General features: G+C 34.4%; 28 protein-coding genes. 22 read left to right on the forward strand and 6 right to left on the reverse strand.

Annotated elements, in window-relative coordinates:
- Positions 1 to 11: 11 nt before the first annotated feature.
- Entirely contained in the window at positions 12 to 986 is a 975-nt protein-coding gene (locus tag IGJ02_RS03280; protein WP_430603283.1) for a ring-cleaving dioxygenase, read from the reverse strand.
- A gap of 167 nt (positions 987 to 1,153) precedes the next feature.
- On the opposite strand from IGJ02_RS03280, the gene IGJ02_RS03285 reads away from it, so the two are divergent.
- Together IGJ02_RS03285 and IGJ02_RS03290 are read left to right on the forward strand one after the other, a co-directional pair.
- Positions 1,154 to 2,023: an SPFH domain-containing protein gene (locus tag IGJ02_RS03285; RefSeq protein ID WP_430603285.1), complete on the forward strand. Its 870-nt coding sequence runs from the start codon at positions 1,154 to 1,156 to the stop codon at positions 2,021 to 2,023.
- 18 nt (positions 2,024 to 2,041) lie between these two features.
- The gene (locus tag IGJ02_RS03290; protein ID WP_430603286.1) at positions 2,042 to 2,695 is read left to right on the forward strand and encodes an HAD family hydrolase; all 654 of its coding nucleotides are present in this window, start codon (positions 2,042 to 2,044) and stop codon (positions 2,693 to 2,695) included.
- A gap of 97 nt (positions 2,696 to 2,792) precedes the next feature.
- Here the strand turns inward: IGJ02_RS03290 and IGJ02_RS03295 are convergent, their stop codons facing one another.
- Complete coding sequence (locus IGJ02_RS03295; protein WP_010760386.1) at positions 2,793 to 3,296, reverse strand: cupin domain-containing protein; 504 nt, start codon at positions 3,294 to 3,296, stop codon at positions 2,793 to 2,795.
- 309 nt (positions 3,297 to 3,605) lie between these two features.
- Between IGJ02_RS03295 and nox the strand changes: the two genes are divergently transcribed.
- The 8 genes from nox to IGJ02_RS03335 all read left to right on the forward strand — a co-directional run bounded on the left by nox (position 3,606) and on the right by IGJ02_RS03335 (position 11,246).
- Positions 3,606 to 4,943 carry a H2O-forming NADH oxidase gene (gene nox, locus IGJ02_RS03300; protein WP_430603288.1) on the forward strand — a complete coding sequence of 446 codons (1,338 nt, stop codon included), beginning with the start codon at positions 3,606 to 3,608 and terminating at the stop codon, positions 4,941 to 4,943.
- A 547-nt stretch (positions 4,944 to 5,490) separates the two neighbouring features.
- Entirely contained in the window at positions 5,491 to 6,633 is a 1,143-nt protein-coding gene (gene mltG / locus IGJ02_RS03305; RefSeq protein ID WP_430604064.1) for an endolytic transglycosylase MltG, read from the forward strand.
- 263 nt (positions 6,634 to 6,896) lie between these two features.
- Entirely contained in the window at positions 6,897 to 7,370 is a 474-nt protein-coding gene (gene greA / locus IGJ02_RS03310) for a transcription elongation factor GreA (RefSeq protein ID WP_010760389.1), read from the forward strand.
- A 198-nt stretch (positions 7,371 to 7,568) separates the two neighbouring features.
- On the forward strand, positions 7,569 to 8,300 hold the full coding sequence (gene liaF, locus IGJ02_RS03315; RefSeq protein WP_010760390.1) for a cell wall-active antibiotics response protein LiaF: 732 nt from the start codon (positions 7,569 to 7,571) through the stop codon (positions 8,298 to 8,300).
- On the forward strand, positions 8,297 to 9,400 hold the full coding sequence (locus IGJ02_RS03320) for a sensor histidine kinase (protein ID WP_010760391.1): 1,104 nt from the start codon (positions 8,297 to 8,299) through the stop codon (positions 9,398 to 9,400). The genes liaF and IGJ02_RS03320 overlap by 4 nt, the downstream gene beginning before the upstream one ends.
- The gene (locus IGJ02_RS03325; protein ID WP_010760392.1) at positions 9,375 to 10,007 is read left to right on the forward strand and encodes a response regulator; all 633 of its coding nucleotides are present in this window, start codon (positions 9,375 to 9,377) and stop codon (positions 10,005 to 10,007) included. The genes IGJ02_RS03320 and IGJ02_RS03325 overlap by 26 nt, the downstream gene beginning before the upstream one ends.
- Before the next feature lie 177 nt (positions 10,008 to 10,184).
- Positions 10,185 to 10,850 carry a potassium channel family protein gene (locus IGJ02_RS03330; protein ID WP_010760393.1) on the forward strand — a complete coding sequence of 222 codons (666 nt, stop codon included), beginning with the start codon at positions 10,185 to 10,187 and terminating at the stop codon, positions 10,848 to 10,850.
- An 84-nt stretch (positions 10,851 to 10,934) separates the two neighbouring features.
- Positions 10,935 to 11,246 carry a HesB/YadR/YfhF family protein gene (locus IGJ02_RS03335; RefSeq protein ID WP_010760394.1) on the forward strand — a complete coding sequence of 104 codons (312 nt, stop codon included), beginning with the start codon at positions 10,935 to 10,937 and terminating at the stop codon, positions 11,244 to 11,246.
- Positions 11,247 to 11,351: 105 nt separating this feature from the next.
- Here IGJ02_RS03335 and IGJ02_RS03340 read toward each other — a convergent pair whose 3' ends face one another.
- Entirely contained in the window at positions 11,352 to 12,839 is a 1,488-nt protein-coding gene (locus IGJ02_RS03340; protein ID WP_010760395.1) for a helix-turn-helix domain-containing protein, read from the reverse strand.
- 420 nt (positions 12,840 to 13,259) lie between these two features.
- On the opposite strand from IGJ02_RS03340, the gene IGJ02_RS03345 reads away from it, so the two are divergent.
- The gene (locus IGJ02_RS03345) at positions 13,260 to 14,195 is read left to right on the forward strand and encodes a glycosyltransferase family 2 protein (protein WP_010760396.1); all 936 of its coding nucleotides are present in this window, start codon (positions 13,260 to 13,262) and stop codon (positions 14,193 to 14,195) included.
- A 54-nt stretch (positions 14,196 to 14,249) separates the two neighbouring features.
- On the opposite strand, the gene IGJ02_RS03350 is transcribed toward IGJ02_RS03345, so the two are convergent.
- From IGJ02_RS03350 to IGJ02_RS03360, 3 genes are all read right to left on the reverse strand, one after another.
- Complete coding sequence (locus IGJ02_RS03350) at positions 14,250 to 15,212, reverse strand: phosphoglycerate dehydrogenase (RefSeq protein ID WP_010760397.1); 963 nt, start codon at positions 15,210 to 15,212, stop codon at positions 14,250 to 14,252.
- A gap of 100 nt (positions 15,213 to 15,312) precedes the next feature.
- Positions 15,313 to 16,404 (reverse strand): flavodoxin-dependent (E)-4-hydroxy-3-methylbut-2-enyl-diphosphate synthase, encoded by a 1,092-nt coding sequence (gene ispG / locus IGJ02_RS03355; protein ID WP_430603291.1) that lies wholly within the window; start codon positions 16,402 to 16,404, stop codon positions 15,313 to 15,315.
- 140 nt (positions 16,405 to 16,544) lie between these two features.
- On the reverse strand, positions 16,545 to 17,357 hold the full coding sequence (locus IGJ02_RS03360; protein ID WP_010760399.1) for a DUF1189 domain-containing protein: 813 nt from the start codon (positions 17,355 to 17,357) through the stop codon (positions 16,545 to 16,547).
- A 167-nt stretch (positions 17,358 to 17,524) separates the two neighbouring features.
- Between IGJ02_RS03360 and IGJ02_RS03365 the strand changes: the two genes are divergently transcribed.
- From IGJ02_RS03365 to IGJ02_RS03415, 11 genes are all read left to right on the forward strand, one after another.
- The gene (locus IGJ02_RS03365; protein ID WP_430603293.1) at positions 17,525 to 18,133 is read left to right on the forward strand and encodes a superoxide dismutase; all 609 of its coding nucleotides are present in this window, start codon (positions 17,525 to 17,527) and stop codon (positions 18,131 to 18,133) included.
- 132 nt (positions 18,134 to 18,265) lie between these two features.
- Positions 18,266 to 19,240, forward strand: a complete 975-nt coding sequence (gene dapF / locus IGJ02_RS03370) for a diaminopimelate epimerase (protein ID WP_010760401.1) — start codon at positions 18,266 to 18,268, stop codon at positions 19,238 to 19,240.
- An 86-nt stretch (positions 19,241 to 19,326) separates the two neighbouring features.
- Positions 19,327 to 20,166 (forward strand): hypothetical protein, encoded by an 840-nt coding sequence (locus IGJ02_RS03375; RefSeq protein WP_430603294.1) that lies wholly within the window; start codon positions 19,327 to 19,329, stop codon positions 20,164 to 20,166.
- A gap of 154 nt (positions 20,167 to 20,320) precedes the next feature.
- On the forward strand, positions 20,321 to 21,148 hold the full coding sequence (locus IGJ02_RS03380) for a YveK family protein (RefSeq protein WP_430603295.1): 828 nt from the start codon (positions 20,321 to 20,323) through the stop codon (positions 21,146 to 21,148).
- Positions 21,149 to 21,159: 11 nt separating this feature from the next.
- Positions 21,160 to 21,861: a CpsD/CapB family tyrosine-protein kinase gene (locus IGJ02_RS03385; RefSeq protein ID WP_010760404.1), complete on the forward strand. Its 702-nt coding sequence runs from the start codon at positions 21,160 to 21,162 to the stop codon at positions 21,859 to 21,861.
- A gap of 21 nt (positions 21,862 to 21,882) precedes the next feature.
- Positions 21,883 to 22,647 carry a tyrosine-protein phosphatase gene (locus IGJ02_RS03390; RefSeq protein WP_010760405.1) on the forward strand — a complete coding sequence of 255 codons (765 nt, stop codon included), beginning with the start codon at positions 21,883 to 21,885 and terminating at the stop codon, positions 22,645 to 22,647.
- A gap of 128 nt (positions 22,648 to 22,775) precedes the next feature.
- Positions 22,776 to 23,495 carry a sugar transferase gene (locus tag IGJ02_RS03395; RefSeq protein WP_430603296.1) on the forward strand — a complete coding sequence of 240 codons (720 nt, stop codon included), beginning with the start codon at positions 22,776 to 22,778 and terminating at the stop codon, positions 23,493 to 23,495.
- 6 nt (positions 23,496 to 23,501) lie between these two features.
- On the forward strand, positions 23,502 to 23,975 hold the full coding sequence (pssD, locus tag IGJ02_RS03400) for a PssD/Cps14F family polysaccharide biosynthesis glycosyltransferase (protein ID WP_010760407.1): 474 nt from the start codon (positions 23,502 to 23,504) through the stop codon (positions 23,973 to 23,975).
- Positions 23,976 to 23,990: 15 nt separating this feature from the next.
- The gene (gene pssE, locus IGJ02_RS03405; RefSeq protein ID WP_010760408.1) at positions 23,991 to 24,479 is read left to right on the forward strand and encodes a PssE/Cps14G family polysaccharide biosynthesis glycosyltransferase; all 489 of its coding nucleotides are present in this window, start codon (positions 23,991 to 23,993) and stop codon (positions 24,477 to 24,479) included.
- Between the two features lie 4 nt (positions 24,480 to 24,483).
- Positions 24,484 to 25,386, forward strand: a complete 903-nt coding sequence (locus IGJ02_RS03410; protein ID WP_010760409.1) for a glycosyltransferase family 8 protein — start codon at positions 24,484 to 24,486, stop codon at positions 25,384 to 25,386.
- A 10-nt stretch (positions 25,387 to 25,396) separates the two neighbouring features.
- Positions 25,397 to 25,885 (forward strand): serine O-acetyltransferase, encoded by a 489-nt coding sequence (locus tag IGJ02_RS03415; protein ID WP_430603297.1) that lies wholly within the window; start codon positions 25,397 to 25,399, stop codon positions 25,883 to 25,885.
- Positions 25,886 to 25,892 lie beyond the last annotated feature (7 nt).

Consider the following 25,892-nt stretch of genomic DNA (forward strand, 5'->3'; position numbering starts at 1 on the left):
CCATTTCTTTATTATGAACGTGCTTTATTTGCATCTGACGTGTCAAAAGGACGAACAAATTCTTCGATTTCTTTTCTTTTTCCTTCTAAAAATGGTGGTAAAGACAATTTTTCTCCTGCAGCTTCATATGTTTCATCTTCCAAGAAACCAGGTCCGTCAGTGGCCAATTCAAACAAAATATGAGGAGCAGCTCTGAAATAATCAGATTTGAAATAAAAACGTTCAACAAAACCAGAGTTAGGGAATTGAAGTTGATTGATTTTATCAATCCAAAAACGCAACGATTCTTGATCTGCTACGCGAAGGGCTAAATGATGAACATTTCCAAAACCTTCTTGTGCATCTGGAAGGTCAGTTCGGTGTTCAACAATAATACTTGCACCATTACCACCTTCACCTACTTCAAATAAGTGGAAACTTCCTTCAGCATCGACTAGCTTAAAGCCTAACACTCCAACTAAAACTCGTTGCATATGTTCAAAATCTGCTACAGTGACAAAGACTGGACCTAGTCCAATCAAAGCATGTTCTGCTGGAACGTCTGTTTTTTTCCAGGGAGTTCCACTAGCTACACCTTGATTCTTTTCATCTGATATCAATTGATATTGCTGTTTGTCAAAATCTTCAAATTCGATATATTTTTTGCCAAAACGTTCTTTAATTTCTCCGTGATTGATTTTATGTTCGTTAAAACGATCAATCCAATAAGCTAAAGAAGCATCGTTTTTAACACGAAAAGAGGTACGAGAAATAGCATTTGTCCCTTTGCTTCCTTTAGGAATCCCAGGAAAATCGAAAAAGGTCATATCAGTACCAGCAGATCCAAGATCGTCAGCAAAAAATAGGTGATAAGTTTGGATATCATCTTGATTGACTGTCTTTTTGATCAAACGTAATCCTAAAGTATCTGTAAAAAAACGATAGATTTTTTCTGCACTTGATGTCATTGCTGTAACATGATGAATTCCGCGAATTTGTGTATCCATAATATAAAACCTCCAAATTGATTAATAATATTATTCACTTACTAAAAGTAAGTTTACATCTAAACTAAGAATTAAGCAACTCTTTTCTCTTTTCCTAACTATTGATGGAAAGAACAAAGAGGAGTACTATAGGGGTACTAAAAGTAAAAAGAAAGTAGGGGGAAATCTTGGAAGAGAAAAAAACGTTTCATGTTAATGGGTATATTGCGTTGGTTGTATTGATTATCTTAATCGTAATTGGAGGATATTGCTTTTATGTTGGTGTTACAAATGAAACGTTTGGGATGATTACGATTGGTTTAGTATTGTGGACAATTTCAGCTTTATTTTTAAGCTCATTAACAATCGTTAGTCCAAATCAAGCAAAAGCCATCTTATTTTTTGGGCAATACTTAGGTACAATCAAAGAGAATGGCTTATTTGTGACAACACCTTTAACTCAAAAAATCAACGTTTCATTAAAAGTGCGTAACTTTAATAGCTCGTTGTTAAAAGTAAATGATTCAGATGGAAATCCTGTTGAAATTTCTGCAGTTGTTGTATTTAAAGTCGTCGATACAGCTAAAGCCTTGTTCGATGTGGATCGCTATCAAGATTTTATAGAAATCCAAAGTGAAACGGCCATTCGCCACATTGCGACACAATATCCCTATGATACGTTCAATGATGACGATTTGACCTTACGTGGAAATACAACTGAAGTTTCAGAAGAAATGGCAAAAGAATTACAAGAACGTTTAGCTGTTGCTGGAGTTGAAGTCATTGAAACACGCTTAAACCATTTAGCATATGCGACAGAAATCGCTAGTGCTATGCTACAAAGACAACAAGCCAAAGCAATCTTATCTGCACGACAAATCATTGTTGAAGGTGCGGTATCCATGACACAAATGGCTCTGGAACAAATTGAAGACGGACAAGAAATCAACTTTACTGATGATCGCAAAGTTCAGTTGATCAACAATCTTCTAGTATCGATCATTACAGATAAAGGAACCCAACCAGTTATCAATACTGGAGATATTCACGAAAGATAGAATGAAAGTGAGTCTCTTATGCAATATAAAACAATTTTATTTGACTTAGATGGAACGATTACAGATTCTGGTGAAGGAATCATTAATTCTGTACGTTATGCTTTAAAGAAAATGAATTTAGAAGAGTTAAATCAAACAGAGCTTTATTCATTTATTGGCCCACCTTTAGACGATAGTTTTAAAAAATTAGTTCAGTTGTCTGACCATTCAACTGAACTTGCAGTAAGCTATTATCGTGAATATTATCAAACAAAAGGGATGTATGAAAACCAGGTATATAAAAGGATCGTAGAAGTACTGACCGCCTTAAAACAGGCTGGCTGTAACCTTTATATCGCAACATCTAAACCAGAAATTTATGCGAAACAAATTTTGGCTCATTTTGATCTAGAGAGCTATTTTGTTGGGATATATGGCGCTAGTTTAGATGGTGCTCGTTCGAAAAAAGCGGATGTTATAAGATATGCACTGAAATCAGCCAAAATCACCGATTTAAACGAGTCACTGATGATTGGTGACCGTAGTCATGATATAGTCGGTGCAAAAGAAAATGGCCTGTCTTGTATGGGAGTTCTATACGGATTCGGTGATCGAGCAGAGTTAGAAAGTGCTGGAGCTGATTATATTGCTGTCACTCCTGAAGAGATAGAAGAAATAATTTTAAAAGAATAGTGTGAGATACCCCAAAAAATTGTAAGTTAAAAATACAATTTTTTGGGGTCTTTTCATGTCTTGAGCAGCTATATTTAAACCACATTTAATCTATTAATCACTCCGGTAGCTGATCGTAAGCTAATTGATCAATAATATCCTGGTGATCTGGATAGAGTGTATGCAATTGTTGCTTAGTAAATAATTCAAAATCTTGATAATCAAATCCAGGAGAAACCATACAACTTACTAAAGAAAACTCTCCGTTCTCCTCAACACTTGAACCAAAAATCACATTTTTAGGTACAACTGCCTGTAAGACCTCTCCTTTTACTATATCTGTTCCTAATTGAATCTTTTCATACTGACCATTTGGGTGTAACAAATGAATACTTAAAGCGGAACCAGAATGGTAATACCAGACTTCGTCAGAAGCTAAACGATGAAAATGAGAAGGATTCCCCTGTGTTAATAGAAAATAGATACTTGTATAGTAGGGACGAACTTTCTCGGAAGTTACGTTCAAATAGTGTTCAGATTTTAATACTTGCTTAAAATAACCACCCTCTGGATGTGGTACTAATTTAAGGTGTTTAATCCAGTAATTCTGATTTTTTTTCATAATCATTCCTCCAAAATAATAATAGTTTACAACGCTTAATATTGAAGCAAATGGATAATACTCTTTCGTTACACTATCCAATTTCTTCTATGCATACTTATAAAATGTTTCACATTGCTCAGTACATTCATTTTAACTAAGATTCTATATAGAATGAACCTTTATCATTTAAAAAGAAAATAATTATGGTGATTTAATGAAGAAAATGAGAGTTTCTCAAATATTTTAATGGAAAACTGATAAATTGATAAAAGAAAGCCCTTTCTTGCGTTATAATTAAGTTCAATAAATCACATGAAGGAGAGTCTTATGAGCAAAACAAAAACAGTTATTGTAGGTGCTAATCATGCAGGAATCGCTGCAGCAAACACATTGTTGGATAGTTATCCAGATCAAGAAGTTGTAATGATCGATCGAAATACGAACCTTAGTTATTTAGGTTGCGGGACAGCGCTGTGGGTAGGACGTCAAATAGAATCTTACGAAAATTTATTTTATACGAACAAAGAAGCCTTTGAAGCAAAAGGGGCTAAAATTTATATGGAAACAGCGGCGGAAAGTATCGATTTTGCAGAAAAAATCGTTCATTGCAAAAAACATAATGGCGAAGAATTCACGGAAAGTTATGACAAGTTGATTTTAGCTACAGGATCAGCACCGATCAATCCAAATATTCCTGGAAGAGACTTAAAAAATGTTGAATTCTTAAAACTTTTCCAAGATGGTCAAACAGTAGATGCTGCTATGGCAAAAGAAGAAGTAGAGACAGTTGCGGTAATTGGAGCAGGGTATATCGGTGTTGAAATTGCGGAAGCTGCTAAACGCCGTGGTAAGAATGTTCTATTATTCGATGCAGAACAAAGATGTTTACCAAATTATTATGATCAATGGTTTACTGATGATATGGATAAAGTCTTAGCTGATAATGGGATTGAATTACATTACAATGAATTAGCGAAAGAATACAAAGGCACTGAAAAAGTTGAATCTATCGTGACAGATAAAGGTGAATATGGAGTAGACTTAGTTATCAATGCAATTGGATTTAGACCAAATAACAGCCTAGGCAAAGGGCATTTGACGTTATTTGATAATGGTGCTTATCTTGTTGATCTGCACCAACAAACAAGCGATCCGGATGTTTACGCGGTAGGAGATTGCGCAACGATTTTCTCAAATGCCGTACAGCAAACAACGTATATTGCTTTAGCAACAAACGCGGTTCGCTCAGGAATTGTCGCAGCGCATAACGTTGGCGGTACACCTTTGGAATCAATAGGTGTTCAAGGTTCAAACGGAATTTCAATTTTTGGTTATCATATGGTATCTACAGGACTTACCGTTCAAGAATCAGAAAAATTAGGATTGAAAATAAAATATACGGAATTTGAGGACTTACAAAAACCTGGATTCATGAAAGAGAATAATAAAGTAAAAATCAGAATTGTTTATGAAGAAGATTCCCGCCGTATCGTCGGAGCGCAGATGGCTTCTTATGAAGATATTTCCATGGGAATCCATATGTTCTCATTAGCAATCGAAGAAAAAGTGACGATTGACAAATTAAAATTACTCGACATCTTTTTCTTACCACACTTTAATCAACCCTATAATTATATTACGATGGCGGCACTTAGCGCTGAATAATTTGAATAAATGAGGTTGGGATAAGTGTTCAGCTTCATTAAAAAGCGTAGCGTAGCCAGCGCTTTTCCCGCATTTATACGGATTTCATGTGATTGGGATATGACTCGAAGAGTTATGACCCAATCACATTTATTTTAAACGGATAAACAAAACAAATCTTACAAGTTAGTGACGTTTCTCTAAAAAAGTTTAAATTTAAAAAGCTTTCATGTATAATGGTTAAAGTTAAAGAAGATACATAAGAAAGTAAGGAGGATTTGTTTTGGCAGAAGATAACCAAAATAATCAAGATCATTCCAATTCTTCATTCAAAGATCAGGTGTTGCGTTCTTTGCGAGGAGAAGAAATTCAGAATGATGAGTCAGCTTCTTCTGAACACAATGCTCAGAACATATCACAGCATAATGAAGCAGAAAATAATCGGACATACCGTTCTCAGCCTAATAATGAAGATGAAACAGCAAAGCTAGATGAGATGGAATCAGTTGGCTCTCGCAGTGCAGACCATCGTACAAAGCAACCGAGCGAGCAGTTGGATGCTGTTAACATGGAAAGCTATAAAAAAGATGATCCTGATAAACGCTCTAGAAAGAAAGAAGATCGTATCGTTAGTCGAATCGTGTTAATTGTTGCCTCAGTTTTGATACTGGTAATTGCAATTTTTGGTTTTACCTTTTATAAGTACGTTAATGCAGGTTTACAGCCTTTAGATAAAAAGGATACCAAACTGGTACAAGTCCACATTCCAGAGGACTCGTCTAATAAAAAGATTGCGAATATTCTAGAAGACAGCAAAGTAATCAAAAGCGGAATGGTCTTCAATTATTATGCAAAGTTTAAAAATCTGACTGATTTTCAGGCCGGCTACTATCAAATGTCACCTGATATGACACTAGATGAGATCGGAGCACTTTTAAGAGAAGGTGGAACAGCAGAACCAACACAATTAGCTGATGGTAAAGTAACGATACCAGAAGGTTTCGATATTGATAAGATCGGAGATGCAATTGAAAAAAATACCGATTTTAAAAAGGATCAATTTATTGAGTTGATGAAGAATCAAGCATTCTTTGACTCCATGAAGGAAAAATACCCAGAGTTGCTAGGAAGTGCGGCTGAAGCAAGTAATGTTCGTTACCGCTTTGAAGGGTATTTATTCCCTGCAACATATGATTATTACAAAGAGGCAAAATTAGAAGATTTTGTTGATCAAATGATTGCAAAAACCAATAGTGTGATTGAACCGTTTATTCCAATGGTACACGCTAAAGGCATGACGATCCAACAAGTACTAACACTTGCTTCCTTGGTTGAAAAAGAAGGTGTGAAGGAAGAAGACCGCAAGAAGATTTCTCAAGTTTTCTTTAATCGAATTGCGGCTAATATGCCATTACAATCTGATATTTCTATTCTGTACGCATTAGGCGAACATAAAGAATTAGTGACGTATAAAGATTTAGAAGTGGATTCGCCGTATAATCTTTATAAAAATACTGGTTATGGACCCGGACCTTTTGATAGTCCTAGTGAACAATCAATTAATGCTGTTTTAAATCCAATCCAAAATAACTATCTTTATTTTGTTGCAGACATCTCCACTGGAAATGTTTATTTCGCTGAGACCTATGAACAACATCAAGAATTTGTGGATAAATATGTAAATAATTCAGAAACTGAAAATAGTGAATAACTTTTGAGTTTGCGTATCTTATTACGAGCCAACCTATAATTTAGGCGGCTCGTTTCGCTTTACTCAGAATTCGCGTGGTCAAGAATAAAAGAAATACTGAAAGAGCCGTCTATTAGAAAAAAATTCTAGCAGATTTATAAAAATTAAGTGAATATTATTTACAATTTGCTTAAAGCGTGGTACTCTTTTGTGGATTGAAAGCGGAATTTTTCAACGAAAATAAAAATAAAAACATTGTAGTAAGTTAAGAAGGAGAAATTAACATGGTAGAAAAAGTATTTCCTATGACACTTGAAGGCAAAGAAAAATTGGAACAAGAACTTGAAGAATTAAAAACAGTTAAACGAAAAGAAATCGTTGAACGTATAAAAATCGCAAGAAGCTTTGGTGATTTATCAGAGAACTCAGAGTATGAGTCTGCCAAAGATGAACAAGCTTTTGTAGAAGGAAAAATCACTACTTTAGAAAATATGATTCGTTTTGCACAAATTATTGATAATAATGGCGTTGATACCGATGAAGTTTCAATTGGAAAAACAGTAACATTTATTGAGTTACCAGATGGTGATGAAGAAGAATACACTATTGTAGGTAGTGCTGAAGCAGATCCTTTTTCAGGTAAAATTTCAAATGATTCACCGATTGCACAAGCATTGATCGGTAAAAAATTAAACGATCAAGTTGCTATTGCAACTCCTGGTGGAGACATGCAAGTAAGAATCACAAAAGTTGGTTAACAAAACAGTTAATAAGAACAAAGGGCGGGCCAAAGCTAGTAGTAGCTTTGACTTGCCCTTTAAACCTGATTAATAGCGACTTGACTCATGTTAGCAACAAAAAAATTAGGGCTAAAGTCCTATAGTAAAATGGGGCTTTAGCAACTAACATTAATATGAGAATCAAGGTATACTAATTTCATAGAAAGGGGGATTATAATGAATAACCCATGGCGTTTTTTTATCGTAGTAGAAGCATTACTTTTTATATTAGCCTTATGGCAAATTATACATAACCCAGGCTTAGCAGTCGTATTAGTATTGGGTATCTTGAGTGCTGTTTATGCACTAAAAAAAGTTCATCGTAGCAATTTTAATAATTTTCAATTAGTGCTAGGCGTTATTCTGATTTTGATTGGGGTAATGAATAGTCCAGCATTTTGGTTAATGTTAGTATTTGGCGTTTTATTTATTGGCCTAAAAGGTGTAGAAATCGCAGGCGTTGATATTACTCAGCGCGCACCTTGGAGAAAGAAACAAATGATTATGGTGGAAACGACGAATGTTGAATCCAAAAGCGGACGTCGTTTTAAACGTCCATGGTTTGCTAATGAACGGATTGGTAGTAACGTTTATGAATGGGATGACATCAATATAGATGTTCTATCAGGTGACACGATCGTTGATTTAGGGAATACGTTATTGCCTAAAGATGATAGCATTATTATTATTCGTAAAGGCTTTGGTCGTACAAGAATTCTAGTTCCACTAGGCGTTGCCGTAACCCTAGAACATTCGACTTTTTACGGAAATGTCAATTTTGAAGAAGAGAAATATCATCTGAAAAACGAATCATTAAAAGTCTATAGCAACGACTTTGATACAAACAATCGCCGCTTAAAAATCATTACAAATACATTAGTCGGGGATCTTGAGGTGATTCGTGTATGATGGGTAAGATTTCTCGACAGATGCTTTCTTTATATGCTGCTTGCAGCACGTTTATTGTTGTTTTACTTACACTATTTTCATATTTTCATTCGATTAAACAGAAAAATTGGATGTTGGAATTACTTCAAAGGAAAGTATTTTATATTCCTTTGATTTTCCATATGCTGTTGATTTCCCTTTTAGTGGGCTTATCAACGTTTTTACTCGTATCTATTGTACAAAAAGCACAATATGGTAGAATTGAAGAAAAACTACGGTTATTAGCCAGAGGTAGCTACGAAAATCCAGTCTTGGCTAAGAGTGTAGCACATGCTAGTAATGATCAGTATATTGGAGAAGTCGACCAAGATATTTCAAAAATCAGAACAAAATTATTAGAAATGTCGAAAGAATTGCAATTATTGAATAGTCGTCCGCAACTGATGGACGGAGAAACCAAAGAAGAAATTTTAGAAGAAGAACGTCATAGACTTGCCAGAGAGCTTCATGATTCAGTCAGCCAACAACTATTTGCTGCAATGATGATGTTATCGGCATTAAATGAGCAAGCACAACGAAGTGAGACGCCAGAAATGTTTCGCAAACAATTGGTGACAGTAACAGACATCATCAATGCATCTCAATCTGAGATGCGTGCGTTGTTACTGCATCTACGTCCAGTAAGTTTGGAAGGTAAAAGTTTACGTAAAGGAATCGAGCAGTTGTTAAAAGAACTGCAAACAAAAATAAAAATCGAGTTAACTTGGGATGTTGAAGATGTACATTTAAATAACAGTATTGAAGATCATCTTTTTAGGATCGTCCAAGAGCTACTCTCCAACACGCTGCGTCATGCCAAAGCACAAGAACTAGAGGTTTATCTGCATCAAGTAGATAAAAATGTATTATTGCGTTTGGTGGACGACGGTGTTGGTTTTGATATGAGTGAAAATGATAATAAAGCCGGTAGTTATGGCTTGAAAAATATCCGTGAACGCGTAGCGGGCATGGGCGGTATTGTTAAGATAATCAGCTTTAAAGGACAAGGAACAAGCGTAGAGATCAAAGTGCCTGTGATAAAGGAGGAAATAACAAGTGATCAAAGTAATGTTAGTGGATGACCATGAAATGGTACGATTAGGTGTATCCTCTTATCTATCTATTCAAGAAGATATAGAAGTAGTTGGAGAAGCAGAGAACGGTCAAATAGGTTATGAAAAAGCTTTAGAATTACGACCTGATGTGATTTTAATGGATCTCGTTATGGATGTGATGGATGGAATCGAGTCAACGAAGGCTATTTTAAAAGATTGGCCACAAGCACGAATCATAATTGTTACTAGTTTTATTGACGATGAAAAAGTGTATCCTGCAATTGAAGCTGGAGCTGCTGGTTATCTATTGAAAACGTCGACTGCTCATGAAATTGCGAATGCTATTCGAGCAATATCGAGAGGAGAACGTGTCTTAGAACCAGAAGTAACGACTAAAATGATGGAACGTTTGACGAAAAAACAAGAACCAGTACTACATGAGGATTTAACGAATCGCGAACATGAAATTTTGATGTTGATAGCCAAAGGTCGTAGTAATCAGGAAATTGCAGATGAACTATTTATCACCCTTAAAACAGTTAAAACACATGTCTCAAATATCTTAGCAAAATTAGATGTCGAAGACCGCACACAAGCAGCTATTTATGCGTTTCAACATGGATTGGCAAAATAACAAGAGCTGTAATTTGCTTTATTGTGAATAAGATGAACTGTCATAGTTTGTCTTGTTCACTTTTTTTTTAATGACAAGATAGAGATAAGAATTGCAGTGAAATACAATCACTGTTTCTGTTCAATTGCCTGTCCGTTTGTTATACTTAATTTAAAATTAATACTAGGAGAAGTAACTATGAAGCAAAATTTTGCAATTATCGGTCTAGGGAGATTCGGTGGAAGTATTTGTCAGACATTGATAGAATCTGGTCAAGAAGTTTTAGCTATTGATAGTAACGAAGATCGAGTGAATGAATATATGAATATAGCAACACATGCAGTTGTAGCGAATGCACAAGATGAGGCAACTTTGCGTTCATTAGGTATTCGTAACTTTGACCATGTCGTTGTTGCTATCGGTGAGGATATTCAAGCAAGTATTTTGGTCACTTTGATGGTTAAAGAAATGGGTGTGCCAAATGTTTTAGCTAAAGCTGTAAATGAATATCATGCAAGAGTTTTAGAAAAGATTGGTGCTGACCTAGTTGTCCATCCGGAACGAGATATGGGGATCAGGGTTGCACATAAATTAGTCTCTAGAAATATTTTAGATTACATTGAACTATCTAGTGAAGTATCTTTAGCGGAAATTCGTGTCTCTAATCCAAAATTTTATGGAAAAACATTAGGGGAGCTAAATTTTCGTCAACGCTTTGGATTAACGGTTGTTGCTATACGCCGTTCAAAATCTGAAGTAATCGCATCTCCAGCAGCCGAAGAGATGGTTAGAGAAAATGACAACTTGTTAGTTGTTGGTGAAACAGATGATGTCGATTTGTTAGATGAAAAAATGAACGAGTAAACTCAAGCACTTTATTCTCTGAAAATTAGACTCTATGCTAAAATGACAAGTGTGCTATGCTTTTATGTTAGGAGGAAACTAAAAATGAAATTAACAATTACGCCGCGCGCGCAACAATGGTTCAAAGATGAGATAGGGGTTACTTCTGATAGTGGTATTCGCTTTTATGGCAAAATTTACGGCAAAACAGATGTCCATGAAGGTTTTTCTATCGCAATGTCTGTTGAAGCACCGGATCAGCCATTGGTCAAAGAAGAGATTGATGGAATTACTTATTTCATTGAAGAAACGGACGATTGGTTTTTTAAAGGGTACGATTTATTTGTAGATTATGATGAAGAAACAGACGAACCAAAATATAAATTCGCTGAAAATAAAGAAGACTTACAACAGTAGCTTGATCAGTTTTTCAACTAGATTACAAGGTAAAAAGAAGTGAGGCAAAACTAAAAAATAGTTTTGTCTCACTTCTTAAATAAGAGGATACATTTAGTAGGTGAATCAATCAGCTAAAGAAAAAGATTTTGCTGTATATTGTTTATGTAACGTATCAATCAACCCCACTTGATAATCTAATGCAGGAGATAATGGGATGACTTGGAAATTCCCATTATGTATTATTCTATCAGGTATTAAAAGCTTTGACGTTGCTATGTAAAAATCGTAGTCTTCCTCAGAAGTTGAAGAAACAAAAGAGACAGTGAGAAATGAAATTTGTTCTAAAAAATCGAAAAGAGACTGCAGAAAAATAGCATTTGGTGATAAGATAATGCCCACATTCAATTGATATTTAGGATTGCTCCGTTCATAAAAAGGGAGTAGTAAAAATGAACAAATGTAGACTAGGTCTTCTAAACAGTTTTTTATCCAAATAAATTCAGGTTTTAAAATAATCTCTTTCAAGAAAGCTCTAACTTTTTCAGAAAGAGGGGTATATAAAGGATTTTGTTCTTTTATACAAGTCTCCATAAAGTTGATAGTAAGCGGTAGTGAGTCTTCTAATACAGAGTGATTTAAGCATGTCGTAAAAATATTAGTATTCAGTAACTCTCTCTCATCATTAGATAGTTTTTTTTCTGAGAACAATGGTAGATAAAATTCTTCAAATCGCTCAATTAAATCACCTAAAGGCTGTTGCTCACTATTCATATACTCTTTTACATAGACAATTCTTGGATCATCTGCATAAAAATAAATATTCCAATAAAACATCATAAAAGAAAGAAAAGTAGATTCTCGTTCTATGAATTCTTGAGGCAAATTTAATTTTTTTAGTTTTTTAATAAAGGATATATTTACAGTAGGAAAAGCCAATTGTTTAAATGGCGGTTCAATGATAACATGTTTCTTCTGAATCCGTAATTGAGAGATTGTCGTCAGCAAATACCACTCTCTAGGTTCTGTATAGGTCATCCATTGATGGTCGGCTTCATCGAATAAATCAAAGCCTCTTTTTGTTTCATCTAACGCTAAAAAAAGATCTTCTCCATAAGATGCAATCCAAAAGAAGTTTAAATAAACAATGCGAATCAAATTTTCTTTTCCAGTAAGCTGAAGTTTGGAACAGTTTAATTGGATATCAAAATCCTTTAAATAATTAATTAGAGGTTGAAGTCTTCTAATAACAGAAGCTCGACTAATGAAATGGTCCCTACAAAAATCTTCTATTGTGTAATTGTTCTCTAAAATTGTTGCAAGTAAAAATTTATAAGGTAAACTTTTTCGAAATAAAAATTGCGAATATGGAATGTCACGTAGCTTTGATACATCGATATGTACTTTTCCTTGGTCATTCAGTAACTCAAGTCCTTGCTTTTCTTTGAGGTCATCATGTATTTCAGAAAATAAAGAGTTTAATCGAGCGTATGAAAAATCTGTGAATTGCTCAAAATAATGAATGCTATATGTACCGTTTGTGCTGCCTAATAATTGGTTAAAAACGCTGAGTTTGCGCTGGGCAACATCGTCAAGCAAAATGTTTTCAAGCATATTTAGTCTCCCTTTTATAAATAATTATGATTTTTATATCAATTGAAAAGTTATATATTTCACAAAAGTAAATATATTATAGATAATAAAATCATTTACTCTATCTATAATAACCATTTATCGAATAGATTTCAATTAGAAATTAAACATAAAATAAAAATGTAATGATTATTTAAAGTTGCGTTAATATAATTTTAGAGTTTTTAAAGTCTTTATTTATCAAGCTTTTTTTATGTTTCGTTTAGGTTTAATTAAAAAATATCTGTTATTTATATTTTGTAAATTTGTTTTTCAAAGCAACTCTCTTTTTTGATTTGCTGTCTGTACATGAAAAAGTAAGATGGGACATGATCATTTTGTTAGTTTGTTGTAGGAGATATGCTATAATCGACAAAGAATACTTTTTTTGGAGGAAATTTCATGCTATCAATTATCGTTCCTTGTTACAATGAAGAGGAATCTATCCCGTTGTTTTTTGAAGAAGTGGAGAAAGTGAGTTCACAAATTCAACATGACATAGAATATATATTTATTAATGACGGATCTAAAGATCAAACGTTAAATACGCTTAGAAAGTTATACAAAGAACATCCTGAAAAAGTACGTTTTATTTCTTTTTCCAGAAATTTTGGGAAAGAAGCTGGGCTATATGCAGGCCTTAAAGAAGCAAGAGGAAGTCTAGTGACCGTGATGGATGTGGACTTACAAGATCCTCCGGAATTATTACCTAAAATGATTCAAATGCTAGAAGGAAATAAAGAACTCGATTGCATCGGTACAAGGCGAGGCGATCGTGAGGGAGAACCGCCTATTCGTAGTTTTTTTGCTAAGATGTTTTATCGTCTAGTCAATAAGATTGGTGAGACAGAAATGGTTGATGGTGCTAGAGACTTTCGCCTGATGACACGTCAGATGGTGGATGCTATTTTAGAACTGACTGAGTATAACCGTTTTTCAAAAGGTATTTTCAGTTGGGTAGGTTTTAATACGGAGTATCTTTCTTACGAGAATCGTGAAAGAGTTGCTGGCTCTACCTCTTGGTCGTTTTGGAGTTTGTTGAGTTATTCGATTGATGGGATCGTTAATTTTTCGGAAGCACCATTAAACTTAGCTTCTTATGTAGGGGCCTTTTCGTGTGTGGGTTCAGTTCTTGCGATGTTTGTTATTTTCTTTAGAACGATTATCAAAGGGGACCCTACAAGTGGTTGGCCGTCTATGGTATGTATTATTTTGTTTGTTGGTGGTTTGCAGTTGCTTTGTCTAGGCATTATCGGTAAATATATTGGGAAAATCTTTTTGGAAACAAAAAAACGGCCAATTTACCTTGTTAAAGAAACTGAAAAAGATCAAAAATAATAAAAATGGTGGCTCGAAGGTTTGCGCTTCGAACCACCATTTTTATAGATTTCATTAATAGCCTTGGTGTAAGGCTATTTCATTTTTAGCTAAAGACTTATCTTTCAAGAATTGTCTAAGGTTCGGAATGAATATATTCAACAATTTTTCCTTGAATTGAGGAGTTAAACCAGAAATATGTGGCGTAATCAAAACGTTCTCCATTGACCATAATGGGCTATTTTCAGGCAAAGGTTCCTCTTCAAAAACATCCAAAGCAGCAAAACTCAGTTGCCCTGTATTTAATGCTTGAACCAAATCGTTTGTGTTGATAGAAGGACCTCGACCAACATTAATAAAAACAGTTCCCGGTTTCATTGCAAGAAACATTCGTTCATTATACATTTGATAAGTATCGTCAGTCAGAGGAAGGATATTCACAACGATGTCCATTTCTTTAACAATACGACTCATGTTTTTATGGGAATAACACTCGATAAAACCATTTGTTACGTGACCAGAAGTGTTTACTCCGTAGGTTTGAATACCTAAGCCTTGTGCAAAAACTGCAAGCTGTTGTCCGATGTGTCCCGTGCCAACAATTAGCATTTTTTGCATAGAAAGTTGTCGATAGGAAACATTGTCTCTTGTCCATTGTTTATTTGCTTGATTAATGATACTGGTACGAATACCTCTAAATTCAGCTAATAAAACACCTAAAACATGTTCAGAAATTGAAATACTATGAATCCCGCTAGCATTAGATAGTAAAATTCCTTTTTCAGCGAAACGTTCTAAATCATATGTGTCCACACCAGCAGAAATAGATTGGACCCATGCTAGTCGGCTAGTATCGGAATCTAACAAGCGTTGCCCTAATTCTTTATCCCAGCCTAACATAATTTCAATATCATCCTCAATCAATTCCGGTGATTCTCTTTTAGCATCAATAATAATATAATCAGGAGCAGTTTGTCTGATTGTTTCAACTTGTTCTTCTTTCATTTGCTCATAAAGATAGATTAGTGGTTGTCCCATGGTGATTCCCCCTCGCTAATCCATTGTAACAAAAAAGTACCGCAAACAAAAAAAGATTGAACTATTGAAAAGTCTCAATCTTTTTTTGAACGTTATTACACTATATTTTTTCTCCACGAGCGTATGCAGCTGCTAGAATATCGACTTCTTTTTTTAACTCATTGACCATGATCTCTTCTGGAACCGTACGAATGATTTTCCCCTTTTTGAAAAGCATCCCTTTGCCGTTTCCACCAGCAATGCCAATATCTGCTTCACGTGCTTCGCCAGGTCCATTAACAGCACAACCTAAAACGGCAACTTTGATAGGAGCTTTGATTTTTTCGATGTATTCTTCAATTTCATTAGCAATCGGAATCAAGTCGATTTCAATTCGTCCACAAGTAGGGCACGAAATCAACGTAGCAGCATTACTTGCTAAACCAAAGGCTTTTAAAACTTCTTTAGCAACTTTTATTTCTTCTACTGGGTCTGCAGATAATGAAACACGGCATGTATTTCCAATGCCTTTGGAAAGCAATGCCCCAAGACCAGCTGCAGATTTTATTCCGCCTGAAAATTGAGTTCCAGCTTCCGTTATCCCTAAATGTAAAGGATAATCAAAGGTTTGAGCTGCTAAAGTATATGCTTCGATAGCTAAATTAACATCACTGGCTTTTAATGAGACAATAATATCGTAAAAATCTAAATCTTCAAGTATTTTAATATGCTCAACAGCGCTAGCCACCATCGCTTCAGCAGTTGGATAACCATATTGTTGCAAGAATTTTTTTTCTAATGAACCAGCATTAACGCCGATTCTAATAGGAATACCTTTCTCTTTACAAGCAGTGACAACTTTTTCTACACGGTCCTTACGTCCGATATTTCCAGGATTGATTCTGATTTTATCAACACCTTGTTCGATCGCTTTTAAAGCCAAACGATAGTCAAAATGAATATCAGCGACTAAGGGAATCGAAATCTGACTTTTGATAGCACCTATTGCTTCAGCTGCGGCTTCATCAGGAACTGCTACACGGACAATTTGGCATCCAGCTTCTTCTAAACGTTTTATTTGGGCTACAGTACCTTCAACATCATGCGTTTTTGTTGTACACATGCTTTGGATAAAAAGCTCATCATTTCCGCCGATTGTTAAATCTCCAATTCTAACCTGACGTGTGTTTTTACGATGGGTCAATTTTCCCATAATTATTTCTCTCCTTATTACACTATTATTTTATTTTGGTGATGACATCTCAATGCGAACATGTTTATCTTAACACATAAGTATAAACCAGAGAATGTAAGAAAAGTTTAAGCTTTGATTGAAACAATCAGTTTTTAAGATTAAGCTAACGGCGGTTCTTTTCTCTCTTCTTTACGAATAGCAATGAAGAAAATCAATAGAGAAACAAAGACAATTAAAAAGCTATCATCAAATGACCGATTGATAAAATGAAGTATACTACTAAAAATCACTGGAAGTGTGGCGCAATAAGTTGAGATCTTTAGACAATCCAAAAAACGCAAGTTGTACAAACGAATTTTACTATAAAGATTTGCGCCAATCGTAATCATAAGTAAGTTGATAATAAGATTAATGAATGTGGGATATAAAGTAAACACAAAAATGACTAATTTGATCCAAAATGGAACACTAGCTTCATCTAATGATTCTTTTAGATCCTTACTGTTTAAACCATCCAATGAACCTTTAGAATAAGGGATTTCAAATTGATTAGCACCTAGCAACGAGTCAGCGGCACCCGAATTTGGTAAAGCTACCACAAATTCATCTTGTAAAAAACCTAAACCAACAGCATTTCCAACCAAATCGGTCGTAACGTCGCTAAGTGATCGCTTTCCCTCGGGATCAAAAGTGAAAATAATAGAGTTTGTTTGATAAATGAATCCTTCAACGTTAGTTGCTGTGTCTAGTTTTCCGTCAATAATTTTAAAGTCTGGCAATTTTGCTGCAATTTTTTGACCATCATTCTTGATATCTTGCATAATAGAAAATATTTGTTTTGTTATTGGTAAAGCAAGAATGATGCTTAGGAAAATAACGTATAAAATGACCTTCCAAAAAGACATTTTTTTAGCCTGATGGAGATCAGTAAACTGAAATAGTGAGTGTTTAAAAAGCGTAAATGAGTTCATATATTCTCTCCTGACTTGAAATTGAGTACACACGTCATTTTAAAGGAGTTAGCAGGGAAAAACAAGTTTTGCCCGAACTTTGTAAGCAATTACTTTGAAGGTTACCATAAAATCTGTTATGCTAAGAATGTATGAAACGCTATACTTAATTAATGGAGGGATTTTTTATGACTTACACTTTACCAGATTTACCTTATGCTTATGAGGCATTAGAACCTTATATTGATGTAGAAACAATGCATCTACACCATGACAAACACCACAACACTTACGTGACGAACTTAAATGCAGCAATCGACAAACACCCTGAACTAGGAACAAAATCAGTAGAAGACTTGATTGCTGACATGGATAGTATTCCTGAAGATATTCGTACAGCAGTACGTAATAATGGTGGCGGACACGCAAATCACTCTTTCTTTTGGGAAATTATGGCTCCTAACGCAGGTGGAGCACCAACAGGTGACATCAAAGACGCTATTGATGCTACTTTTGGCAGTTTTGATAAATTAAAAGAAGAATTTAAAGCAGCAGCAACTGGACGTTTTGGTTCAGGTTGGGCATGGTTGGTCTTAAATAACGGCAAATTAGAAATTACTTCAACACCTAACCAAGATTCTCCTTTGATGGATGGTAAAACACCCGTTTTAGGTTTAGATGTTTGGGAACATGCTTACTACCTAAATTACAAAAATGTACGTCCTGATTATATAGATGCTTTTTGGAATCTTGTAAACTGGGATGAAGTTAATAAACGCTTTGCAGCGGCTAAATAAGCAGAAAAAATTATAAAAATTAGAAACTTTTTGAGGAAAACAGTAAATTACACTGTTTTCCTCTTTTTATTTGTGGCATACTAATAGTTAGGAATATAAAAAAGGAAGGCAAAAGAGTAAAGGAGATTTAGAATGAATATAACTATGCAAAAAGTTCATGGGTCAGAAAATGATTTTTTTTTAATTGATGAGACCGAATTAGAACGCCCTTTTACTGATAAGGAAATTGATGATTTGCGCACTAGTTTGTGTGATAGAAAGACTGGTTTACTCGGTGGTGCTGATGGTCTTTTGCTAGTTGAGAAAGTGTTGAATGGTGAAGCAATAGCTAAGATGCGAGTTATCAATAGCGATGGAAGTGAAGCGAGTATGTGCGGTAATGGCTTGCGTACTGTTGCTAGGTATTTAGCAGAAAAATATGAGAAAGAATCCTTCACAGTAGAAACAATGTTTGCTGATCTTAAAGTACGACAAGCACCAAACCTAGGGGAACATGTTGCTACGTATCAAGTAGAGATCTCACCTGTTAGTTTTGAAGCTGATGCGATTCCGATGCAAGCTAAAAATAATACGATTATAGACGAAGTAATTCCAGAATTGTCCAGTGATTTGAAATTTTCGGTTGTAGCTGTTCCAAATCCCCATTTGATCACATTTGTGGATCATCAAACACTTATGGGAGATGAATTTGAGCGAATAGCCGCATATGTAAATGGAGAGAATCCAATTTTTACAGATGGAGTCAATGTCAGTTTTGTAGAAATAATAGGAAAAAATAAAATATTTGTGCGAACATTCGAACGTGGCGTTGGTTTTACCAATGCTTGTGGAACCGCAATGTGTGCCAGCAGCTTAATGTATGTATTGTTGAGTGGTGGTAAGTTTAATGAGACTATTACTGTTAGAAATATGGGCGGTATGGTAAAAACGGTTGTACATGAAGATGATTCGGATGGGTATTGGATGGAATTAATCGGGAATGCGACTATTACATATCTAATCGCAGGCTCCCTTACGGATTTTACTGAAGGCAACTTTGAAAAATCAATTATTAAAGAAACAACTGAACAAGCAGATTATGTAGCTTTTTTGAATGCTATCAAATAATTTGTGAGTGATTAAAAATAGAATTGTTGTGAAAAAATAAAAAGAGGTTGGTTACAAAAAGGTAGGTATGTTAAAGGAGTGTAAGAGTGATAAAAAGTTGGTTGGTAAATCGAGATAGAGTAAAAATAATCATTTATTTGATTGTGATTAGTTGCTCAATAGGTATTTGTTTATTAGGAATCAGAATAAATGCTAAACAGCAACATCAACGAAAAATTGAATATGCTGAAGCAACAGTAGAGAATGAGGCTGTAAAGATCAAACAGCTGAACAAACAAGTTCGTCAATTCTATAGAAATGATGAACAAGAGTTTTTAACCGATTCGATCAAAGAATCTTCAATCAAGGAAGTTGAAGGAAAGATAGCTGCAGTAAAGTATGAGGCAGAAGATTTTGGCTTGAACAGTAAAGAGTTCTCTACAGGTCATACTGAAATAGGCCAAAGAAAAATAGAATTGACTAATAGTATCAAGAACGTGAGAAAGAAATACACTATACAAAATGAGATAACGAAGCTACTTGTCCAAGGGCCAACTGACTGGTCAGTTAAAGATGAGACCCTTGTCATTAGCGAAGAAGCAACTGCTGAAAAAATAACGCGCATAAGAGAGAAGCTATCTGGAAATACAGGTGCTTGGCATGATGCAATTACACTATTACTGGATGAAATAGATACTCAAGTTACGCAATATAGTGAATTGGAAAAATCGATCAATCTGATGAGAGAAGGCGAAGAATTAACAAGTAATGCAAATTCTGAAAATTATATTCTTAACTACAATCAGCTTGAGCTCATTAAAAATGAGACGTTAAGAAATCGCTTGTCTGATAAGCTGGATATAATTGGAAAACTTCTAGATAATATTCCGGTTAACGTAGGACCAAATGTCATAGAAGAAGAAGTACTACTTCCGGAGAGCGGATAACGTGCTGACAAAAAAGTCTTAACGAAATAAGTAGAGCTTGTCTCTAAATTCGTTTATTTTTTAATCGTTAGCGTATGCTTGTTATTTTATAATTAGTTTTACGCCTAGTTTATCTAGTGTTTATATTATTTGTACGTAGTTAATGGAGGAAAAGATGGAAGAGACAATCAGTTTACAAGAGTTAATTGGAGTATTAAAGAAACGTGTAGGTTTGATTATTGTTAGTATGTTTTTAGGACTAGGAATTGCAGGGGTTTTGACTTACTTTGTGATCACCCCTAAGTATAGTTCTCAGGCACAGTTGATCGTTCGATTATCGCAAAATGAAACAACGAATGTCAACGATATCAATGGTAATCTGCAAATGATCAACACGTATAAAGATTTGATCAAAAGTGACACGGTAATGAGTGAAGTGCAACAAAGAATGAAGGAAAAACATGAAAATGATTTGTCCGTTGAAGAATTAGGCGCAAGTGTTTCTGTTAATCAGTCACAAAATTCACAAATGTTTTCGATTGTATCAAAAGTGACTGATCCAGTTGTCGCTCAAAATATTGCGAATCAGACAGCTTCGGTTTTCCAAGAGAAAGCAAAAGATATGTTGAATGTAGACAAAATCACGATCATATCAGCAGCTACAGCTAATATCAAACCAGTTTCGCCAAATGATAAGTTGAATTTAATAATTGGTTTAGCCTTGGGTATAATGTGTGGAATCGCAGCAGCCTTTATTTTAGAACTATTTGATAAAACAATTAAAGATGACCGTTTTGTGGAAGAAGATCTTGGTTTTACTATCTTAGGAGTGGTTCCTAATATGACAGCAAAAGAGCTGAGTGCAAAAGTTGTTAGAACACCACCGAATTCGTCTGTTACTGAATCAAGAAATTTAAATACAGAGATTCCAAGACCTGTGTTAAAAGAAAAATCGAATTCAGATGAGTCTACGCCAGCGCGTAGAAGTCGTCCAAGAGTCTAAAGGAGTAAGAAATGGCAAATAAAATAAGACATCAAAAGAAACAAAAAACAAGAGCAGTCAGTTTGATTACTCTAGCGGATAAATCTTCACCTATATCAGAACAATTTCGAACGATTCGAACAAATATTCAGTATGCTATGGTAGATCGAGATTTAAAGACATTGGTTATTACATCTTCTGGACCAAGCGAAGGGAAATCTACTACTTCTGCTAATCTAGCTGTTGTTTTTGCTAATTCTGGTAAACGTGTATTACTGGTAGATGCAGATATGAGAAAGCCAACTGTTGCTAAGACTTTTTCTTTGGATAATACCCGTGGATTAAGTACGTTGTTGGGAAGTCGAGAAATAGCATTACATCAAGTGGTCCAATCATCTGGAGTAGACAATTTGTTTTTGATGACTAGCGGACCTAAACCGCCAAATCCATCTGAATTATTGGATTCTAGAAGGATGGGTGAGCTATTGCAAGAATTGAAACAGCAATATGATTTGATTATCTTTGATATGCCACCGGTTGTTGCTGTAACGGATGCGCAGATTGTTTCTTCTAAATCAGATGGAACGATCATAGTTGTTCGTGAAAATGTCTCAAAAAGAGATTCCCTTTTGAAGGCAAAAAATTTACTAGAGATGGTAGATGCAAATATCCTTGGTGTTGTGTATAACGGATCTAAAAACATTTCAGATCAGGGCTATTATTATGGTTCATAGAAAATAGAAAGGAACAAGCGAATGATTGATTTACATTGTCACATACTACCTGGAATAGACGATGGAGCTCAATCGATCGATGATTCAATTGATATGGCGGAAATGGCTGTCAAACAAGGAATTACTCATATCTTATGTACGCCTCACCATAATAATGGTAAGTATGATAATTCAGCTGGTAAAGTTATTTCTTGTGTCTCAGCATTGCAAGAAGAATTGGATCGTCGAAAGGTTCCGCTTACGTTATTTGAAGGGCAAGAAGTACGTATTGGAGGTGAATTGTTAGAACAAATTCAAACGAATGATATTTTATTTGCGGATTTGAATAATCGCTATCTATTGATTGAATTTCCGACAAATGAGATACCCGCGTATTCAAAACAGATGTTTTACAAATTATTGGAGGCAGGGCACGTTCCAATAATTGTGCATCCGGAAAGAAACAGTAAGTTTATTGAAGATCCTAATCGTCTGTTGCCTTTTTTAGAAATGGGTGTGTTAACTCAATTAACAGCTCCTAGTTATGTTGGTATTTTTGGGAGCAAAATTGAAAAAATAGCAAAACAAATGGTTGCGCATAGTATGGTGTACATGATGGCATCTGATGCGCATAACATTGACAAACGTGGTTTTTTTATGAAAAAAGCTTACGATGCTATTGCAGCAGATATGGGATCAGACTATGTTGAAGCAATGCAGCAAATGGCTAAGGATATCTTGAATGGAGATGATATCCAACGGCCAGAATTTAAGGAGATTAAAAAGAAAAAATTTGGTTTGTTTTAGGAATGGTATAAAAGTAACACATATAGTTGTTGGTATGCATTGATTACATAATAGTTGTTGTTATATAAAACGTGCATAACTCTTGTTGTTGGTGTTATGGGATTTGTTTTTTTAAAGGAGTGTTAAATTTGGAGGGAAAGTTTGCAAACACAGGTAGAAATACAGTGCAAAAAGAATTATATATAAAAATAGGGGATAACGTGGATGATCCAGATTTTGGCAAAAACTTTGGGAGGAAAACGTTATATTTTCGTGTGTTCAAAAGAGGAATAGACATTTTAGGTAGTTTATTGGGGCTTATTCTTTTGAGTCCAGTATTTGTCATAGTTGCTTTTTTGATAAAGCAAGAAGATTCAAAAGGTCCAATCGTTTTTTCTCAAAAAAGGGTTGGAAAGAATGGAAAGTTATTCACTATGTATAAATTTCGTTCCATGTGTGCGGATGCAGAAGAGCAATTGGAGGAACTACTTGAATTTAATGAAATCGAAGGAGCTATGTTCAAAATAAAGGAAGATCCTAGAGTAACAAAGATAGGGAAAAAGATTCGTAAAACTAGTATTGATGAGCTCCCACAACTTTTTAATGTTTTAAAAGGAGAGATGTCATTAGTTGGGCCTAGACCTCCATTAAAAAGAGAGGTTGATGAGTACAGTCAACGTGATATGTTACGTCTGTGTGTTAAACCTGGCTGCACAGGGTTATGGCAGATTCGAGGGCGAAATGACGTTCATTTTGATGATATGGTGGAATTTGATTTGGAATATATTGAAACCCAGTCGGTGTGGAATGATTTGAAGATTATTTCCCAGACGATTAAAGTAATGTTTTTATCTAGAGGAGCATATTAAAAATTGATGAAAAATATAGATAATGAAACCAAGAAAATATGCTTAATTGCTTCCTCTGGAGGGCATTATGATGAATTACTAATGCTAAATAAATTAGGTGAAACGTTTGAACTTTATATAGTTACTGAAAAAACTATGTATAATTATTCGTCAACAGATACTTACTTTTTAAAACAACTAAATCGGAAAGAGTTATTTTTTATAATAAAATTTTTGTGGAATTCGATATTGTCTATTAGAATATTTTTCAAAGAAAAACCTGACATTATTATTTCTACAGGAGCATTATCAGTTATACCAACATATCTGATAGGTAAGATTTTTGGGAAAAAACTAATTTTTATTGAATCTTTTGCAAAGGTTTCTTCACCCACTTTAACTGGAAAGCTACTGTATAAATTTTGTGATATTTTTATTATCCAGTGGGAGGAATTAAAAAAATTTTATCCGAATGCAATTTGTTTAGGAAACATATATTAAGGGGGAGGAGCGGAAATGATTTTTGTAACTGTTGGTTCACAAAAATTCCAATTTAATCGACTTATTAAAATGGTTGATAAATTTATTGAGGATGGAAAAATTTCTGATAATGAAGTAATTGGGCAAATTGGTTCATGTTCGTATGAACCTAAAAATTTTAAGACAAAAAAATTTTATGAGAAAATATTTATAAATGAACTTTATGATAAGGCTGATATAATAATTACTCATGGAGGTACGGGATCGATAATTTCTGCATTGGAGAGAAATAAAAAAGTTATCGTGATTCCAAGAGAGTCTAAATATGGGGAGCATGTTGATGACCATCAATTTCAAATTACTAAATTATTTGTTGAACTTAATTATTGTTTTGAAGCAACGGATGAGGAAAGCTTTTCCAGATGCTTAGCTAGAATTAGCGAGCATAAGTTTAGTAAATTTAAATCTAACAATGATTTTTTCTTTTCAAACTTATTAAATTTGATTAATAGTGAGAGTGTGTAGAATTATGAGTAAAAATGATATTAATGTTGCGCTGATTACTGATAAAAATTACTTTATTCCAGCAGTAGTAACAATAAAAAGTATGTTAGCAAATACCAATAGAAAAATTAATATAAAGTGTGTTTTAACAGAAAAAGTTGTAAATGACTTGAAGAAGTTAGGCGATGAACTCGAAAATGAATATCAAAATTGTGCAATTGAATTTTTGTATTTTGACGATTCTATTCTAAGTCATGTTCAACCAAAATGGCATATTTCTAGAGCTGCGTATGTAAAAATTTATCTGCCGTCAATTTTATTAGAATGGGAAACTTGTATTTTCTTAGACAGTGATTTGTTAGTGAAAGAAGATATTGGGGGATTATGGGATGAATTCATAAACGATAATTCAAAACCAGAGATTGCAGCTGTTTGGAATCCTGGATATAACAAGGATAATAAGTTTATGGGGCTTCGTGAAGATGAAAAAACTTTTAACAGTGGAATTATGGTTATGAATTTAAAGAGTATGAGAGAAAATGAGGCAACGAAAAAATTAGAAAAATTTATCAAAGAATTTAATCACTTAACAATGCTAAATGATCAGGCTGCTTTTAATGCGGTGTATAAAAGAGATTGGCTTGAGTTACCTTTAAAATGGAATGTACAATTTCTATTTTTTGCCAAAAGAAGAACAGTCATCGGAATTGAGAAAGAAAGTTTAGCAAATTTGAAAAAGAAACCAGCAATAGTACACTTTACGACGTCTTCAAAACCATGGAAGTTTAGAAGTGTCCATCCATTTAAAAAAGAATATCTGACTTATTATCTTGATATTGAAAATTCAATATATCAAGGGAAAATTTCCATTATAGATATAATAAAAAGATTTAGAGAAATTCTTTTATTCTCAATAGGGAAAGTTTGAGAGGAAATTTATGAAAGCTACAAAATTATTGAGATTTGCAATTTATTTAAGTTGTAAAAGATTAAAATTTTTTTCACATTTAATTATCCTTATTTTGAGGTATCTGTTTGCTTTCGAAGCGTATGTGAATGAGAATACTAAAATAGGAAATGATATACAATTTAAACACAACGGCTTAGGCTGTGTGATTCATCCTAGAGTTACTATTGGTGATGGTTGCTGGATATATCAAAATGTTACTATTGGTGCAAATACAAGGTATATGAATGGTAAATTAAATAATACTGGTGCGCCTATTATCGGAAAAAATACAGTGATATATTCTGGAGCTGTTGTAGTGGGTCCAATAAATATCGGTGAAAACTGTGTAATCGGTGCTAATACTGTTATCTCAAAAGATATTCCACCAAATTCCATTGCTTATGGAAATCCAGCAATAATAAAAGAAAGACATGAGAAAGTTGATTATATCACTCCAAAAGAGTACACAGTAAGTTAAGAACTGG

The organism is Enterococcus sp. DIV0724b (assembly GCF_050531475.1).
Lineage (GTDB): Bacteria > Bacillota > Bacilli > Lactobacillales > Enterococcaceae > Enterococcus_L > Enterococcus_L haemoperoxidus.

What these genes read in the sequence shown, in the direction of transcription:
- IGJ02_RS03280 (WP_430603283.1), bottom strand. Translation starts at nt 986, where the DNA reads ATGGATACACAAATTCGCGGAATTCATCATGTTACAGCAATGACATCA.
- IGJ02_RS03290 (WP_430603286.1), top strand. Translation starts at nt 2,042, where the DNA reads ATGCAATATAAAACAATTTTATTTGACTTAGATGGAACGATTACAGAT.
- IGJ02_RS03295 (WP_010760386.1), bottom strand. Translation starts at nt 3,296, where the DNA reads ATGAAAAAAAATCAGAATTACTGGATTAAACACCTTAAATTAGTACCA.
- nox (WP_430603288.1), top strand. Translation starts at nt 3,606, where the DNA reads ATGAGCAAAACAAAAACAGTTATTGTAGGTGCTAATCATGCAGGAATC.
- mltG (WP_430604064.1), top strand. Translation starts at nt 5,491, where the DNA reads ATGGAAAGCTATAAAAAAGATGATCCTGATAAACGCTCTAGAAAGAAA.
- greA (WP_010760389.1), top strand. Translation starts at nt 6,897, where the DNA reads ATGGTAGAAAAAGTATTTCCTATGACACTTGAAGGCAAAGAAAAATTG.
- liaF (WP_010760390.1), top strand. Translation starts at nt 7,569, where the DNA reads ATGAATAACCCATGGCGTTTTTTTATCGTAGTAGAAGCATTACTTTTT.
- IGJ02_RS03320 (WP_010760391.1), top strand. Translation starts at nt 8,297, where the DNA reads ATGATGGGTAAGATTTCTCGACAGATGCTTTCTTTATATGCTGCTTGC.
- IGJ02_RS03330 (WP_010760393.1), top strand. Translation starts at nt 10,185, where the DNA reads ATGAAGCAAAATTTTGCAATTATCGGTCTAGGGAGATTCGGTGGAAGT.
- IGJ02_RS03335 (WP_010760394.1), top strand. Translation starts at nt 10,935, where the DNA reads ATGAAATTAACAATTACGCCGCGCGCGCAACAATGGTTCAAAGATGAG.
- IGJ02_RS03340 (WP_010760395.1), bottom strand. Translation starts at nt 12,839, where the DNA reads ATGCTTGAAAACATTTTGCTTGACGATGTTGCCCAGCGCAAACTCAGC.
- IGJ02_RS03345 (WP_010760396.1), top strand. Translation starts at nt 13,260, where the DNA reads ATGCTATCAATTATCGTTCCTTGTTACAATGAAGAGGAATCTATCCCG.
- IGJ02_RS03350 (WP_010760397.1), bottom strand. Translation starts at nt 15,212, where the DNA reads ATGGGACAACCACTAATCTATCTTTATGAGCAAATGAAAGAAGAACAA.
- ispG (WP_430603291.1), bottom strand. Translation starts at nt 16,404, where the DNA reads ATGGGAAAATTGACCCATCGTAAAAACACACGTCAGGTTAGAATTGGA.
- IGJ02_RS03360 (WP_010760399.1), bottom strand. Translation starts at nt 17,357, where the DNA reads ATGAACTCATTTACGCTTTTTAAACACTCACTATTTCAGTTTACTGAT.
- IGJ02_RS03365 (WP_430603293.1), top strand. Translation starts at nt 17,525, where the DNA reads ATGACTTACACTTTACCAGATTTACCTTATGCTTATGAGGCATTAGAA.
- dapF (WP_010760401.1), top strand. Translation starts at nt 18,266, where the DNA reads ATGAATATAACTATGCAAAAAGTTCATGGGTCAGAAAATGATTTTTTT.
- IGJ02_RS03380 (WP_430603295.1), top strand. Translation starts at nt 20,321, where the DNA reads ATGGAAGAGACAATCAGTTTACAAGAGTTAATTGGAGTATTAAAGAAA.
- IGJ02_RS03385 (WP_010760404.1), top strand. Translation starts at nt 21,160, where the DNA reads ATGGCAAATAAAATAAGACATCAAAAGAAACAAAAAACAAGAGCAGTC.
- IGJ02_RS03390 (WP_010760405.1), top strand. Translation starts at nt 21,883, where the DNA reads ATGATTGATTTACATTGTCACATACTACCTGGAATAGACGATGGAGCT.
- pssD (WP_010760407.1), top strand. Translation starts at nt 23,502, where the DNA reads ATGAAAAATATAGATAATGAAACCAAGAAAATATGCTTAATTGCTTCC.
- pssE (WP_010760408.1), top strand. Translation starts at nt 23,991, where the DNA reads ATGATTTTTGTAACTGTTGGTTCACAAAAATTCCAATTTAATCGACTT.
- IGJ02_RS03410 (WP_010760409.1), top strand. Translation starts at nt 24,484, where the DNA reads ATGAGTAAAAATGATATTAATGTTGCGCTGATTACTGATAAAAATTAC.
- IGJ02_RS03415 (WP_430603297.1), top strand. Translation starts at nt 25,397, where the DNA reads ATGAAAGCTACAAAATTATTGAGATTTGCAATTTATTTAAGTTGTAAA.